Source organism: Rahnella bonaserana (assembly GCF_019049675.1).
In the GTDB taxonomy this organism is placed as follows: Bacteria; Pseudomonadota; Gammaproteobacteria; order Enterobacterales; family Enterobacteriaceae; genus Rahnella; species Rahnella bonaserana.
The window spans coordinates 178776-194302 of the sequence record NZ_JAFMOW010000066.1; the positions used below are offsets into that span (position 1 = coordinate 178776).

Here is a 15527-nt window from a genome sequence, read left to right on the forward strand (position 1 = left end):
CAGGTTAAGCGCGGCGCTGGGTTTCGCTCAGCGCCTGTTCAGCCTGATGAAATTTCGTCAGGGCCTGTTGCAGATGCCCGGCGTCAAACGGGTTAAGCGGATAGAATTTCTCTTCTTTACGCGGGCGCAGCATGATGCGGATGTTGTTTGCTGAAACCCGTTCAAAAAGATAGCTGGCGATCTCCTCGTTTTCTTCGTCCTTCCACGACAGCAGCAATGCTGCGTGCTCGCCGGTGCGGCGGCCAATAAATTGTTCGTGGGACCACAGACCTTCAAATTCGCCATCTTTTTGGAGTTTTTTACCGCTGAACCACGGTGATTCTGCCAGTGTCCACAAAGCCTGCGGTGAGATTTCCTGATGTAACTGACGCCACAGTGGGCGGTTGTTGTCCATCTGCCAGCAGGCCATACCGAGATAATCATTCAGCTCGCGCCAGTCGCTTTCCAGCCTTTCCCGCAACTCAGGTTCCTGCAAATGGATGAATTGTTGCAGGCCGGTCGCCTGATCGCCGAGTTTGTTATAGGCAATAACGGTCATGGTGCGGGGTTTGCGACGGAAGGTCACCCACAGTAAAAATTTAGGGATGCGGAAGGTAATCGCCTGTACGGTGAGCTTGTAACGGTTGCCACGGGATAGCACCAGTCCATTCGAAGTGCCGCGTTTATCCTGATAATTTCTCACTACCACCACGCTGTTCTGGCCCATCCAGCCCGTCACGTAATGTTCTTTTTCACTTTCAGCCACATCCAGATCTTGCACGATCTGCGTGATTTTCTCGTTATCGAGTTGAGAGAGGGAAAGGGACTGATCTGCGCTGTAATAGCTTTTTTTCAGGGGGACGGCAGCTGGCATAAGAGTATCCACGGTATTGATGTGGTTTACAGCTTACACTAAGTTGTCATACAGATTTTAGGGCTAACCCGCAAAAATTGAACGCCGTCGCGTGAGGCGTATTTTATTGCAGTCTGAGAAAATTTGCTTATCAGAGGGGACATCAGTTATTCGGCATCAAACCAGTCGCTGTTCTGTTCGGCAATGGGTGTGATGGTCGAAATCATCTCCTGCAGATGGATACGGATGGCTTTTTCCGCGGCATCCGGGTCACGTGCTTTTAGCCCTTCGAAGATGGCGTAATGCTGCGCAATCAGACTTTCCGGAGGTGACACCTTACTTAGCGTCAAAAAGCGTACGCGATCCATGGTCGCTTTAATGTGTTCGACCGTTTCCCACGCCAGTTTGCAATCAATGATTTGCGCAATTGTGCGGTGGAATTCATCGTCGAGCAGTAGAAATTCCTGCGTCTGCAGGCTTTTTGCTGCCAGCGTCTGGCGTTCGAGATTGTGTCCGAGCAGCGCCAGATCTTTGTCTGTCGCGACCATTGCCGCACGACGCACCACAGCAGTTTCGACGGCTTCACGAATGAAACGGCCGTCAGCTACCCGTTTTGATGAAATCTTCATCACATAGGTACCGCGCTGCGGCAAAACCTGAACCAGTCCGGCTTCCGCCAGTTTGATAAAGGCTTCGCGAACCGGCTGGCGGGATACGTTGAAACGGGTGGATATTTCTTTTTCCGACAGAAATGCTCCCGGTGCGATAGCACAGGTGACGATGTCCTGACGCAAGGTGCGGTAAATCTGCTGATTAACCGGCACATTACTGAGAAATTCAAAGGAGTCTGTCATGGGCAAATGTTGTCTTTATAGTCGGGAAGCCACAATACTAACATGAGTTTTCTCAGGATTTTGAGATTGTTAGCGCAAGAATTACTGTGAATTGATATGTTCACGACAATACAGTTTTTTGTAGGCAGCGGGTGTGATGCCCAGCAGTTTGCGAAATACCCGCCGGAAATACGCCACATCATTAAAACCGGTCAGACGTGCCACATCTGCAACGTTTCCGGTATTAGCCAGTAAAAGCTTTTCAGCCGCCGTCACCCGTTGCTTATGCAGCGCATCGGTCAGTGTCATCTGGAACGTCAGACGGTACACCCGCCCAAGATAATCTGCGTTGCAATGCAAGCGTTCAGCCAGCTCTGTCGCACCCAGCGGCAAATGAAATTGTGTGGTGATCAGCTGTCGGGCTTTATACGCCAGCGCCACGCCGGGACCATCAGGTTCGACGTTTTCCGGCCAGGCGCGGCAGACTTCTTGTAAAAGTAATATCAAAAACAGCTCAAGTGAGTTTCCGCCACGTTCCTGCTCATATAAAAATAATCTGAACAACGTCAGAATAGTTTCTCTGTCTTTGACTTTACAGTGTTGTGGAATATCCAGCTGTAAAGAGGGATTATTTTGCTGTGATTGAATCATTGCCACATCTTTCACGAAATCAAAATGCAGCCAGTAAAATTTTAAGTCAGAATCGAAAGTGGTTAAGCCTTTATGTTCACGCCCGGGAAATAATAATAAGCTTTCGCCTTCATGCAGATCAAAACGGGTATTTTCTTCCTGCAACGACAGGGTGCCACGGACCACGTAAATTAACTCATGCGAACTGAGTCTCCGGGTCGGATGTGTGCCAATCCCCCTTGAAATGAATAAGCCACCATTTTGAACCTTCAACGGGTAATTTACTGGAAACGCGAGAGATTCAGTCATAACTCAGGCTCCTGGCGGGATGTTAAAGCATGACAGTAGCACAGGGATGGGCGACTGCCGGTGACGTGGCGGGAGGTTTTGATCTGCTTCACAGATTGAAACGACAAGTCGGAATTGTCCCGTTTAACTACTTTATCCTCCTCTTGTTGACGTGATGCCTCTGTGCCAGATTGACCTCGTACCTTATTTATTCTTCGGAATGATGTGAATAATCAGTCTTATTTATCCTGTTCCTGTTGCTTATTAATAACGATATAAAAGCGAGGAAAAAAATGTCAACGGATTCTATTAATACCGGCACATCCCCGGTAGCGGGTGAGGGCGGAATAATTTCAGCCAGCGCCAAACTTTCTGTGAGTGAGAAAATAGGTTATGGGTTAGGAGATGCTGGCGGCACGATAATTACCTGTCTGATCACCAGTTTTCTGACATTCTTTTATACCGATGTTTTCGGCCTGACGCCTGCGATTGTCGGCACGCTGTTTATTTCCCTGCGTGTGATTGACGCGATTTCCGATCCGCTGATGGGCATTCTGGCTGACCGCACGCAAAGCCGCTGGGGACGTTTCCGGCCGTGGCAATTGTGGATTGCGTTGCCGATTGGCATCGTGGGTTTCCTGACGTTTACCGTGCCCGGCCTGAGTGGCGACGCCAAAATTGCCTACGCCTTTTTTACTTATTTTCTGCTGTCAGTGTCTTACACGGCGATCAACGTGCCGTACTGTGCCCTGATTAATACCATGACCACCGATCATCGTGAGGTCATTTCCTGCCAGTCATGGCGTTTTGTGCTCTGCGGTGTGGCGGGATTCATGGTTTCTGTCGGGTTGCCGTGGCTGGTTCAGGTGCTGGGTAAAGGGAACGCTGCCGCCGGATATCAGCAGGGTGTCGGTCTGTTGTGCGCCCTTGCAGTGGTGATGTTTCTGTGGTGCTTTTTCACTGTGCGTGAGCGTCTGCCGCTGGCGCTGCTCGGCCAGTTCAGCGTGAAAGAACACATCCGCGGGATGTTGAAAAACGACCAGTTGCTGCTGGTATTGCTGATGTCTTTCCTGCTGATCAACGTGTTTAACCTGCGCGGTGGCGGCTATATGTATTTCATCACTTACGTGCTGAAAGGGGGCGCGGGCTATGCCTCGATGTTCTTTGGTATGGTGACACTGGCGTCGATTCTCGGCGCGGTGATCGTCAATCAGCTGACCAAATTTGTCGACAGCGTTCGGTTGTACATGATCACCAATCTGGTGCTGGCAGTCTTTTCTCTGCTGCTGTGGTTTGTGCCTGCCGGTGAGCAGCATCAGACGCTGTGGCTCGGCATCATCTTTGTTCACTGCGTGATCCTCGGTTTCACGCTGCCTCTGCACTTTTCCCTGATGGCCTTCGCTGACGATTACGGACACTGGAAAAACGGCATCCGTTCCTCCGGCATGAACTTCGCCTTCAACCTGTTTTTCATCAAATTAGCCTGGGCATCGAGCGCCGGGATCATCAGCCTGGTGTTCATTCTGGTGTCCTATCAGGCCGGCGCGGAACACCAGACTGCGGCGTCGCTGAGCGGGATCACTCTTCTGGAAACCCTGTTGCCTGCGGCGATGCATCTGCTGCTGGCGGGCACGCTGATGTTCTGCAAACTCGATAACACATTGCTGACGCGGATGTCGCATGAACTGGCCGCGAAAATTTAATCGTTATTATCCAATTCAGGAGGTTGTATGTCGTTTTCTCCGGTTGAGTCTTTAGAAGTGCCGCTCGATAAGGTCAATATTTCTGACGCGTTCTGGCTGGAATATCAGCGGCTGGTCAAAGACGTCGTCGTGCCTTACCAGTGGAAGGCCCTGAATGATGAGGTCGCAGATGCAGAACCGAGTCATGCCATAGAGAACTTCCGCATCGCTGCCGGGCAAAGTGCGGGGGAGTTTTACGGTATGGTTTTTCAGGACAGTGATGTGGCGAAGTGGCTGGAAGCCGTCGGCTATTTACTGGCGAAAACGCCGGATCCTGCGCTGGAAGAAACGGCAGACCAGGTGATCGAACTGCTGGGGGCGGTGCAGCAACCCGACGGCTATCTGAACACGTATTTCACCGTGAAAGAGCCGCAACAGCGGTGGACGAATCTGGCCGAATGTCACGAGCTCTATTGTGCCGGACATCTGATCGAAGCCGGCGTGGCTTATGCTCAGGCAACCGGGAAAACGCGTTTGCTGGAGATTGTCTGTAAGCTTGCTGATCACATTGCGGATGTTTTCGGGCCGGGTGATAAACAGCTGCACGGCTATCCCGGTCATCCGGAAATCGAACTGGCACTGATGCGTTTATACGAAGCTACCGGTGAAACCCGCTATCTCGGGCTGACCCGATATTTTGTCGGGCAGCGCGGCGCAGAACCGCATTTCTACGATATTGAATATGAAAAACGTGGCAAAACATCGCACTGGAATACTTACGGTCCGGCGTGGATGGTGAAAGATAAAGCCTATAGTCAGGCCCATCTGCCGGTTGCGTTACAGAAGACGGCTATCGGACATGCGGTGCGCTTTGTGTATCTGTACGCCGGCGTCGCTCATCTGGCGCGGTTGAGTCAGGATCAGGAAAAGCGCGAGGTCTGCCAGCGGTTGTGGCAAAACATGACTCAGCGGCAGATGTATATCACCGGTTCCATCGGCTCACAAAGCAGCGGCGAAGCATTTTCTTCCGATTACGATTTGCCGAATGACACGGCTTACACCGAAACCTGTGCCTCGATCGGGCTGATGATGTTTGCCAACCGTATGTTGCAGATGGATCCGGACAGTCGCTATGCCGATGTGATGGAGCGCGCGCTCTATAACACCGTGCTGGCCGGGATGGCGCTCGACGGCAAACATTTCTTCTACGTGAATCCGCTGGAAGTGCATCCGAAAAGTATTCCCTTCAATCATATCTATGATCACGTAAAACCGGTGCGTCAGCGCTGGTTCGGCTGTGCCTGTTGTCCGCCGAACATCGCGCGGCTTCTTGCATCCCTCGGCCATTACATTTATACCCAGCGGCCGGATGGCGTGGACATCAACCTGTATATAGGCAGTGACGTGCAGGCGATGGTCGGCGGCAAACCGTTGCGGCTCAGGCAGTCCGGTGGTTATCCGTGGACTGAGCACGTTCAGATTGAAATAGATACCGATCAGCCGCTGCACGCCACGCTGGCGCTGCGTTTACCTGACTGGTGCGCCAGTCCGCAGGTGACGCTTAATGGTAAACCGCTGGCGCTTTCCGCTCTGACGCGCAGCGGATATTTACGTCTGACGCAGGACTGGCAGAAAGGCGATCGCATTGAAATGACATTACCGATGCCAGTCACGCGCGTGAAGGGAAACGCCCTGTTGCGGCACGTTGCAGGAAAAGTGGCAATACAGCGAGGCCCGCTGGTGTATTGCCTTGAACAGGCCGATAACGGCAGTGAACTGCATAATGTACGCCTGCCGCAGGATGCAGAGTTCCGCCTGATTTCAGGCAGCGGACTGTTCGCCGGTAAAGCCTTATTGCAGACACAAGGCGAGCGCCGGTTATCGGTTCAGGCCGATCAGCAGCCGTTATATAGCTTTAATCCTCCGGCAGAGGAAACCACGTCACAAACCCTGACGTTCGTGCCTTATTTTACCTGGGCAAATCGCGGGGAAGGGGAAATGCGGGTTTGGATAGATCAGATCTAAACCTGTTGATGATGACAAAACCCGGCGTGGGAGCCGGGTTTTGTTTTTCGGGGATCACTGCTTCCAGCTGTGATATTCGCTCCCTCTTCGTCGCGGTGCGGTTTCCGGTAACAGGGCCAGACCAATCACAGAAACAACGCCCAGCACGATCATGTAAATGGCCAGCCCGTGATAATCGCCGCCGGTCATTTGCAGGATTTTTACCGCCACCAGCCCGAGGATCCCGCTGCCGATGAGTGATCCGATTTGCCAGATCAACGCAATACCGCTGCAGCGGATCCGTGTCGGAAACAGTTCCGGGAAGTAAGATGCCTGCGGGGCATAACACATGCTGTGACCGAATGTCAGCGCCACAATCATTGCTATCTGGGTCACCCAGAAAATATCCAGTTTAAGGGCGAGGAAGAAAGGAATAATCCCGACAGCCAGCAGTACCGCACCTGCCATATACACCGGTTTGCGGCCAATGCGGTCGGAAAGTTTTCCCATTAACGGGATAGAGAAAATTTCGAGGATCACCGCCACAATCATGGTTTGCAGCAGGATACTTTCACTCAGATGATTAGCCTTGCCGAATGCCAGCACAATGACCGTAAACATAGCGAAGGCGCAGGCTTCGATCAGTTTGGCGCAGACGCCTTTCACGATAATTCCCGGATACAGTTTGATGACTTCCACTACCGGGCGCGATTCCACCGCTTTGGTTTTGCGGATTTCAGCAAACACCGGCGATTCATCAATGCGCAGGCGGATGAACAACCCGACGATCACCAGCAACAGGCTCAGCAGGAACGGAATACGCCAGCCCCAGTCGAGCATTTGTGCCGCGGAAAGTTGTGAAGTCAGTAAAGCAAAAAGCGCCGACGGCAGCAGGAAACCCAGAGGCGCTCCGATCTGCACCCAACTGGCGAAGAAACCACGACGCTCCGGCGGAGAATATTCTGCGGTCATCAGCACCGCACCGGCCTGTTCGCCACCGACGCCGAATCCCTGCAATACGCGGATCAGGATCAACAGAACCGGAGCCCAGAAGCCGATTTTTTCATAGGTCGGCAGAAGCCCGATACAAAATGTCCCCAGTCCGACGATCAGAATGGTGATCACCAGCGCTTTTTTTCTGCCGACTTTGTCGCCGATATGGCCAAACACAATGCCACCTAACGGACGGGCAAGAAAACCGACGGCATAAGTGGCGAAGGCCGCCAGCGTACTGATAAGAGGATCATGACTCGGGAAAAATAACTGACCGAAAAATAGAACGGCTGCCGTTCCATAGGCGAAGAAATCATAATATTCGGCGGCCGTACCAATGGCAGAAGCACCAGCGACGCGTCTTAATAAACCACGCTGTTCATTTTCAGATGCTTTTGAGAGGGGCTGTGATGATATTTGTGACATGGTGAAATGCTCCGGTTTAACAATGACGCGGGTAGCAATGCGCCGCTCCCGAAAAGAGAGCGGCTTTTCATTCAAAACATCAGTTGTGAGACAGGGTGGTGGCTGGAGTATGTTTTGGTGGCTTTATCACGAAGAACACCAGAATTGCGCCCAGTGCGGCGACACCACCGGCCAGAATAAAGGCGCTGTCGAAGCGACCCGTGTTTTGGACGATGAAACCGGTGACGACCGGACCGATGATGCCAGACACACTGCCGACCAGGTGGATAAATCCGCTGGTGCCGCCGACGCGGGATTTATGCACCACGTCCTGAATAATGGCCCAGTAAATTGCACCGGTGGTGTACAGGAAGAAAATAGACACCGACATCAGAATAACCGCCGGAACTACGCTGGTGACCACACCGGCCAGAGCAACACAAATCGCTGCGGCTAACAGGCTGACCACTAATATAATTTTTCGCGACAGCAATAAACGGCCTGTGATATTAAAAATCTTATCGGAAATATACCCCCCCAGCGCCAGACCGACGAAGCCGACAATCCACGGAATAACCGTTGTCAGGCTCATCTCTTTAATATTCAGGCCGTGCGCCTGCACCAGATAAGCCGGGAACCAGCTGAGGAAGAAGAATAAAATGTAGTTGTAACAGAAGAAGGCGAAAGCGGTAACCAGGATAATGGGCTGGCGTAAATAATAACCCAGACCGTGTGCGGCCTGTGCCAGATCTTCTTCTTCACTGATATTTTCGTTCTTCATCTGATCAACTAAACGTAATTCTTCCGGTGAAACTCGTTTGCTCTTCAGCGGATTATCCGCGACGGTAAAGAACCAGACCGCCATCCAGACAATCCCGATGGCAGCGATCACCATAAAGGCCGGACGCCAGCCGAAGGAAATTGCCAGATACCCGACAATCGGCCCGGCAACAGCGCCGCCCAGAGGCGAACCGGCGCTGAGCAGTCCCATCGCGGTGGCCGCCTGTTTCTTCGGGAACCATCCGTTGATCATCTTATTTGCCGAAGCACAAATAGGCCCTTCGGCCATACCGAATAATACCCGTAAAATTAACATGGAATAAAAACCGGTCGCGATAGCGGTCATACCACAAAATACCGACCATAATCCGACAGCTAATCCCATCACCAGCGTCGGGCCGAATTTATCTACGGCCAGACCACCGATAAAGTTAAATATCGCGTAACCGAAGAAGAAACTGCCAAATATCATGCCGAATTGTTCGGGATTAATGGTCAGCTCTTTTTCTATCATCGGAACAGTAATCGACAGCGCAACGCGGTCGAGGTAATTGATCATGTAAACCAGGAACAGCAGGAATACGATGATCCAGCGTAAGTTCTTGAACATAGGTGCTCCACTTGTTGGTGTCGTTTTAATAGTGTTGCGTTTTTTGTAGGTAGAATATGAGGTACTGCAGACGGGAGGATATTTAAAATCCCCCCGTCATTTTTCAAAAATAGTCAAATATCAGAATGTCAGTAAAACCTTGCAGCAGGAACGCTGATCTTTCTCAAAAAGCGTTAATGCGGCTTCCACTTCGCTGGCAGGCATCCAGTGCGTCACCAGCTTTTCGGGCGCGATTTTCCCTTGTTCCATCCATTCAATCACCTGCGGGAACCGGTGGCTGTTCAGGCGAGATGAAAACAATGAAATCTCCTTGCTGGTAATACTTTGTTGCGTCACCGAGCTTGGCTCACCGGAAAAACCCATCATGCCGATACGTGCCGCAGGCGAGGCCAGCAGAATAGCTTCCTGTAAAATAGCCGGATGGCAGGCGGCATCGACAATCAGCGTCGGGCGCAAACCTTCGGCGGCCAGTTCATCCGCCACGCTGCGCTCGCTGTTATTGATGATCCAGTCTGCGCCACTTGTCTGTGCCATTTGCAACCGCTCGTCGATACGGTCGGCGACAATCACTTTCTGTACACCGTAAACGCCTTTCAGCACCTGAATCACCGTCAGTCCCATCGGGCCAGCGCCGTAGATAAGCGCAGTGTCCTGAGGTGTCGGTTTGAGAAAGGCGGTGATATTGGCCGCGATAGTAAAGGGTTCAACCATGCTGGCGAGTTTGTCCGGAATAGCGTCCGGAACCACGTAGGCGTTTTTCGCCGGCGCGCAGGCATAATCACTAAAACCGCCATCGCGGTGGACGCCGATCACCTGCAATTGGGCACACACATTCGGGCGACCAATCGAACATGGATAACAATGTCCGCAGCTGACGACCGGATCGACCACGACCCGTTCTCCGATGCGCGAAGCCTCTACGCCTTCCCCCACGCTGTCGATGTGGCCGAAAAATTCATGACCAATCACCCGCGGGTATTTAGCGAACGGATTGTGACCGTGATAAATATGCACATCGGAGCCGCAGATACCGGCGTAACTGACCCGAACTCGTACTTCGCCGGCGGCAGGTACCGGCAAAGCACGTTGCTCGATGACTAATTTTCCGGGCTCTTGTATAACGACGCTGTTCATTTTTGTTCCCTCACCAGTTCCACAAAGTACCGTCTTCCAGACGGGCTACCGGCAGATAGGCCGGTTCATACGGATATTTTGCGGCCAGTTTTTCGTCGAACTCGATACCCAGCCCCGGCTTCTCGCCCGGATGCATATAGCCGTTGTCGAATGTCCAGTTATGCGGGAAGACTTCCAGCATCTGTTCGGAATATCCCATGTATTCCTGCACGCCAAAGTTCGGCACCCACAGGTCGAAGTGCAGGGCGGCGGCCATGCAAACGGGTGAGAGGTCTGAAGGCCCGTGTGAGCCGGTACGTACCTGGTACAGCGAGGCGAAATCGGCAATACGACGCATACCGGTAATGCCGCCCGCATGGGTAATCGTGGTGCGGATATAGTCGATCAGTTGCTCTTCGATCAGCTGTTTGCAATCCCAGATGCTGTTGAACACTTCGCCAACCGCAACTGGCGTCACCGTGTGCTGGCGGATCAAACGGAAGCTTTCCTGATTCTCAGCCGGGGTCGGATCCTCCATCCAGAACAGGCGATATTCTTCGATGCTTTTGCCAAAGCGCGCGGCTTCAATGGGGGTCAGGCGGTGGTGCATGTCATGCAGAAGATGTTCATCAAAACCGAATTTATTACGTACGGCTTCAAACAGTTTAGGCGTGAAATCGAGGTATTTTTCTGTCGACCACAATTGCTCTTCCGGCCAGTTACCTTTCGTTGCCGGTTCGTAAGCCAGGCCTTTGCCTTTCGCCATACCGTACGTTGTTTTCATGCCCGGCACGCCGCATTGCGCGCGAATGGCCTTGAACCCAAGCTCTTTATGTTTGGCGTAATCGTCGAGCACTTCATCAATGGAATGGCCGGTTGTGTGGCAGTAAACCATCACGCCGGTGCGGGATGCACCACCCAGCAACTGATACAGCGGCATATTGGCGGCTTTAGCTTTGATATCCCACAGCGCCACATCGACGGCAGAAATGGCCGACATGGTGACCGGCCCGCGACGCCAGTAAGCGCCTTTGTAGAAGAACTGCCAGATGTCCTCGATCTGATGCGCGTCACGGCCGATCAGTTGCGGGCAAACGTGATCTTTCAGATAGGAAGCGACCGGCAATTCGCGGCCGTTCAGCGTGGCATCCCCGATACCGGTCAGTCCGCTGTCAGTGGTGATTTTTAACGTAACAAAGTTGCGCCCCGGGCATGTGACAAAGACTTCAGCATTCACGATTTTCATCGGTTACGACCTTCTGCAGTAAAAGTAGGATGCATTTTCTTTGGCTATAAATACGCCACATGCAAACTACCATACAAGTATGTAAATCGGTTTTTGCCGGAGAAGATCACACTTTCGTTGCAGGAATTTAACGGGATGAAAAGAAAGCGCCTGTCTGTGACAGGCGTTTTTTAGGCTGGGTACTGACCTATTCCGCCAGTCGTACCACTTCATCCCAAACCGTTTCATCTGCCGGGATCCCCAGACGGCGGTTTTCCTCGCGGTTGGCGGCGGCTGTCTGGCCGGGATAACGGACATCGTGACTGTTTTCTGCCGGTTCCGACTGATTCACGTAATCCGCGATGCTGTCTGCCATGCGTTCGGTGAATTCAGCGCCACCTAACTGTGTCGGGTCGAATACCATGAAAATCTGGCTGGCGCCGGTGCAGCTCCCTTTGCCGATTTTGTCTATTTCATTGGTGGGCGATCCCGCTGAAAGCAACGCGGCCATGGCGTCCAGCACAATCGCCAGCCCGGAACCTTTCCAGTAACCGGTAGGTAAAATGCGCATGGAGGCTTCAATCGGGCCCGGATCATCTGTCAGATTTCCTTCTTTATCGTAGCCGCCGGGGAAGGGCAGCTTTTCGTTTTTCAGCCGTGTAACCTGCAATTTGCCGTAGGAATACTGTGACATTGCCATGTCCAGTACAATCGGACCCTTGGTTCTTGGTACCGCCATCACAAACGGGTTATTGCCGACACGGGTATTTTTTCCGCCCCAGGCGGGCATGCAGGATTCCGTATTGGTCCAGCAAATCGCCGCCATGCCTTGTTGTGCTGCGTGCCAGCCATAACTGCCACCGCGCATCCAGTGACTGCTGTTTTTCAGCGCCACAATTCCAACGCCATACTCTTTCGCCATTTCAGTGGCTTGTTCGACGGCAAATAAAGCATTGGTGATGCCGATCCCGCGGTTGCCGTTGTAAATAGCGATGGCACCGAGGTTTTTTTCCAGTTCCGGTTTGGCGTGAACATCAATCCAGCCTTTGTGAACATAATCGACAAAACGCGCCACCCGGTTCAGACCATGTGATGCAATACCGTCACAACTCGACTCTGTATGGATCTGCGCACAGGTCCGTGCGTCTGCTTCATCAAGTCCCGCTTTTTGCAGGGCGCGCTGGATAGTTTGTTGCATCAGGCTGAATTCAATTCTTTGCATGGTCGGCTCCGGTTGAAAGATCATCAGGCGTCAGAGGTGATAATTCTTCTGTCTGGCTAAGAATATTATTATCTCCCCAACATTTTTCGTACGGCCAGCCGGTAAGTTGCTCGGCGATTAAACGTGTTTCCGGTGTGACATCATATTTACTGCCACCGGCTTTCAGGCGTTCAATTTCATTTACAAGCAGGGCATGGTTATGGCGGGTAAGGCGGAATTTCATTGAACTGTATAATCCCACCAGCAGGAAAATAACTGAGCCCGCGCCAAATACCAGTGTGATACCGTAAACGGCTTCGACAGGTTGCGTGGCACTTTTCGGTGTGAATCCGTAATGCTGTAATAACAGACCTGCTCCAAATAACGCCACCGCCTGAACGGCTTTACGCACGAAAGTCATTACGCCGGCAAAAATACCTTCCCTCCGTTTCCCTGTGAGCATTTCATCCACATCAGGAATAAAACTGTAAATATTCCAGCAAACATAACTGGTACCGGAACGTCCCACGCCCATTAAAATAACCGAGAGATAAATGAGCGCCATATTAAACGGAAGTTGCAGAAGATGGATGGATAAAAATAACCCAACGCTGGCCAGCATAAATAATTGCGCAATACGATATGATGCGCCATTGCCTAATTTCATACACAGGAAGATAAACAGCGCGACGCAGACGAACTGCACCAGCGTCATTAATGTCATTGCATTAGAAGCCGTCACCGCATTTTGGCCGAGAACAAAAATAATATAATACGCCAGCACAGCGCCAAGGACGTCGAGCGCCACATAGCCTCCCAGATACATCCCGACATGCTGGCGGAAGGTGCGTACTTTCATGGTCGAAACCAGCGATCTGAACAGATGCTTCATATCCCGGCGGAATGATAATTTAGGCGCTGTTACATCCACAGGAATTGGTCGTTCCCAGGTGTAGAAATAGAGCAGCAGGATTACGACGGCAAACAGAACACCGAAAATCACCCCCATAATCAGGAAAGATGACGAGGAATCCTCACCGAGATAGGCAATAATCCGCCCCGGTAACCAGGCAGCTAAAATAGCGGCACCGGTTGAGAAAAACATTCTGACACCGGTCAGTTTGGTGCGCATTTTAAAGCTGGAGGTCATTTCTGCCGCCAGCGTTTCATAAGGTACAATAGCCAGCGTATAAGCAGCATAGAATAGAATATAGGTAAGCAGGTAATACCAGAACCCCATGCCGCTGACCCACATAATAATGTAAGTCACCATGATAAGCGGGGCACCAAATAAGAAGAAGAAACCCCGGCGACCATATTTTTTACCCAGCGGATTTCGGTAAAAATTGTCTGTGACATATCCCATCAGCGGATCAAAGAAAGCATCCAGCAAACGTGCAGTGGCAATAACAGCTCCGGCCTCTGCGGGGCTTAGTCCGGCATAGGTGGTGTAGAAAAACATAATCCACAAACCTAATACCGCAAAACATCCGCCGCCGAAGAAATCTCCTCCGCCGTAGGCCAGCATATTTTTTACCGATATCGGTCTTTCTTTATGATGATTAATCATACTACCCCTGCATTCCGTCACCGGATTAATAAGAGTCGTCAAAAGAAATGCGTCGTTTGTGCCCGCAGAAACTCAGAAATGAATTATTCAGCGACATCGGCAAAGTAAAGTTAGGTAAGGCGAGACTACCATACAAGTATGAAAATAAGGTTTTAGCGGAGAAGATCACAAAAACAAAGGCAGGTTGGCTCTGTACTGCAGGAGGGATCACAGTACAGAGAATGAACAAAAGAAAAGAGGGTTAGCCTAAAAGTTCGCAGTGAGGGGGTAAGCGGCACTGAATGGCAGAAGGAAGAACTTCAATTCTGAATTGTTTTCCGGTCAGTGGCTCGCCGTCGAGATTGAACGTCATATCGTGCGGCGCAGTGATTTCCAGCCAGGGCAGACTGGCGGACACAATGTTTTTATTCTCTTCATTATTGAGCAAGCTGCGCAGGAAAGACGGCAGCAGCTCCTCGGATGTCAGCAGACGTAATTGCAGCAATCCGTCGTTAATCAGTGCATCCGGACATATTTGTTGCCCGCCACCTGCCTGGCGGCCATTACCAATACCGATGACCAGCGCATCGCCTTCCCACTGAAAATCCGGGCCTGTGATTTCACAGCGGTCGGCTTTCAGCGTATCCAGACGTAACAGTCCGTGGATGAAATAGGACACGCCGCCAAGTGCTGCCTTGAGTTTTTCTGGCGTCTCGGTTGTGATGCGTGTGCCGAATCCCCCGGTCGCCATGTTGATAAAGAAATGCTGGTCATTCACTTTTGCCAGATCGATATCGGCCGCGCGACCTTTGACAGCCAGCTGTAACGCCTGCTCCGGCTGGAGGGGAATATTACAGGCCGTGGCGAAATCATTGGCGGTACCCAACGGCACGATGCCGAGCACGGGGCGGTGTTGTCCCTCGTATTGTGCCAGCGCACCCGCCACTTCATTAATGGTGCCGTCGCCACCACCGGCAACCACGGTTTCACAGCCCAGTTCAATGGCTTCATTCACATAACGCGCGGCGTCCCCGTACTCCCAGGTGACACGCACATTGAGATCTTCGCCCTCTTTGCGTAGCGCGCCGATGGCTATCCGCAGCTCTTCGTTGCCTGCGCCTTTTCCATTTAAAATCAGCATTGCTGTGGTCATGTACGCTCCTTTTATCTATCTGTATCAACAATAGATGATAGTGATGGTATTTGGCTATCGGATAAATCAGCGAAAAGTTGACTATGGGGTTAAATAATTGCACTGCCATTAATTAGAACGGACGTTTATTTTTCGGAACCGTATTTTTATTCAAGCGACAGAATGTCACGTTATTAATCTGAATAACTGAAAGAGTTTACTTAAATAAGAAGAGTTTTATTCAATGAAT

General features: G+C 51.5%; 12 protein-coding genes. 2 read left to right on the plus strand and 10 right to left on the minus strand.

Translation table 11 applies throughout. The features are described 5' to 3' along the window. Positions 1–4 precede the first annotated feature (4 nt). The 3 genes from J1778_RS18355 to J1778_RS18365 all read right to left on the minus strand — a co-directional run bounded on the left by J1778_RS18355 (position 5) and on the right by J1778_RS18365 (position 2604). Positions 5–853: a hypothetical protein gene (locus J1778_RS18355; protein WP_217174383.1), complete on the minus strand. Its 849-nt coding sequence runs from the start codon at positions 851–853 to the stop codon at positions 5–7. Between the two features lie 146 nt (positions 854–999). Continuing rightward, a complete protein-coding gene (locus J1778_RS18360) occupies positions 1000–1686 on the minus strand; it encodes a GntR family transcriptional regulator (RefSeq protein ID WP_217174384.1) in 687 nt (228 codons plus the stop codon). Between the two features lie 81 nt (positions 1687–1767). Beyond that, a complete protein-coding gene (locus J1778_RS18365; RefSeq protein WP_217174385.1) occupies positions 1768–2604 on the minus strand; it encodes an AraC family transcriptional regulator in 837 nt (278 codons plus the stop codon). Between the two features lie 272 nt (positions 2605–2876). Here J1778_RS18365 and J1778_RS18370 point away from each other — a divergent pair, with 272 nt between their 5' ends. Beyond that, positions 2877–4286 carry an MFS transporter gene (locus tag J1778_RS18370; protein WP_217174386.1) on the plus strand — a complete coding sequence of 470 codons (1410 nt, stop codon included), beginning with the start codon at positions 2877–2879 and terminating at the stop codon, positions 4284–4286. 27 nt (positions 4287–4313) lie between these two features. Further along, the gene (locus J1778_RS18375) at positions 4314–6290 is read left to right on the plus strand and encodes a glycoside hydrolase family 127 protein (RefSeq protein ID WP_217174387.1); all 1977 of its coding nucleotides are present in this window, start codon (positions 4314–4316) and stop codon (positions 6288–6290) included. 54 nt (positions 6291–6344) lie between these two features. On the opposite strand, the gene J1778_RS18380 is transcribed toward J1778_RS18375, so the two are convergent. The 7 genes from J1778_RS18380 to yegS form a co-directional block, all read right to left on the minus strand. After that, entirely contained in the window at positions 6345–7688 is a 1344-nt protein-coding gene (locus tag J1778_RS18380) for an MFS transporter (protein WP_217174388.1), read from the minus strand. Between the two features lie 79 nt (positions 7689–7767). Beyond that, entirely contained in the window at positions 7768–9057 is a 1290-nt protein-coding gene (locus J1778_RS18385) for an MFS transporter (protein WP_095923005.1), read from the minus strand. A 120-nt stretch (positions 9058–9177) separates the two neighbouring features. After that, positions 9178–10191, minus strand: a complete 1014-nt coding sequence (locus J1778_RS18390) for a Zn-dependent oxidoreductase (RefSeq protein ID WP_217174389.1) — start codon at positions 10189–10191, stop codon at positions 9178–9180. 10 nt (positions 10192–10201) lie between these two features. Beyond that, complete coding sequence (gene manD, locus J1778_RS18395; RefSeq protein WP_217174390.1) at positions 10202–11416, minus strand: D-mannonate dehydratase ManD; 1215 nt, start codon at positions 11414–11416, stop codon at positions 10202–10204. A gap of 187 nt (positions 11417–11603) precedes the next feature. Beyond that, positions 11604–12617 (minus strand): 3-dehydro-L-gulonate 2-dehydrogenase, encoded by a 1014-nt coding sequence (gene yiaK, locus J1778_RS18400; RefSeq protein WP_217174391.1) that lies wholly within the window; start codon positions 12615–12617, stop codon positions 11604–11606. Further along, positions 12604–14166, minus strand: a complete 1563-nt coding sequence (locus tag J1778_RS18405) for an MFS transporter (protein ID WP_217174392.1) — start codon at positions 14164–14166, stop codon at positions 12604–12606. Before J1778_RS18405 ends, yiaK begins: the two co-directional genes overlap by 14 nt. A gap of 241 nt (positions 14167–14407) precedes the next feature. Further along, on the minus strand, positions 14408–15298 hold the full coding sequence (yegS, locus tag J1778_RS18410) for a lipid kinase YegS (RefSeq protein WP_217174393.1): 891 nt from the start codon (positions 15296–15298) through the stop codon (positions 14408–14410). Between the last annotated feature and the right edge of the window lie 229 nt (positions 15299–15527).

Excerpts from the sequence above, each read along its gene's own strand:
- J1778_RS18355 (WP_217174383.1), bottom strand. The coding sequence starts at position 853 with ATGCCAGCTGCCGTCCCCCTGAAAAAAAGCTATTACAGCGCAGATCAG.
- J1778_RS18360 (WP_217174384.1), bottom strand. The coding sequence starts at position 1,686 with ATGACAGACTCCTTTGAATTTCTCAGTAATGTGCCGGTTAATCAGCAG.
- J1778_RS18365 (WP_217174385.1), bottom strand. The coding sequence starts at position 2,604 with ATGACTGAATCTCTCGCGTTTCCAGTAAATTACCCGTTGAAGGTTCAA.
- J1778_RS18370 (WP_217174386.1), top strand. The coding sequence starts at position 2,877 with ATGTCAACGGATTCTATTAATACCGGCACATCCCCGGTAGCGGGTGAG.
- J1778_RS18375 (WP_217174387.1), top strand. The coding sequence starts at position 4,314 with ATGTCGTTTTCTCCGGTTGAGTCTTTAGAAGTGCCGCTCGATAAGGTC.
- J1778_RS18380 (WP_217174388.1), bottom strand. The coding sequence starts at position 7,688 with ATGTCACAAATATCATCACAGCCCCTCTCAAAAGCATCTGAAAATGAA.
- J1778_RS18385 (WP_095923005.1), bottom strand. The coding sequence starts at position 9,057 with ATGTTCAAGAACTTACGCTGGATCATCGTATTCCTGCTGTTCCTGGTT.
- J1778_RS18390 (WP_217174389.1), bottom strand. The coding sequence starts at position 10,191 with ATGAACAGCGTCGTTATACAAGAGCCCGGAAAATTAGTCATCGAGCAA.
- manD (WP_217174390.1), bottom strand. The coding sequence starts at position 11,416 with ATGAAAATCGTGAATGCTGAAGTCTTTGTCACATGCCCGGGGCGCAAC.
- yiaK (WP_217174391.1), bottom strand. The coding sequence starts at position 12,617 with ATGCAAAGAATTGAATTCAGCCTGATGCAACAAACTATCCAGCGCGCC.
- J1778_RS18405 (WP_217174392.1), bottom strand. The coding sequence starts at position 14,166 with ATGATTAATCATCATAAAGAAAGACCGATATCGGTAAAAAATATGCTG.
- yegS (WP_217174393.1), bottom strand. The coding sequence starts at position 15,298 with ATGACCACAGCAATGCTGATTTTAAATGGAAAAGGCGCAGGCAACGAA.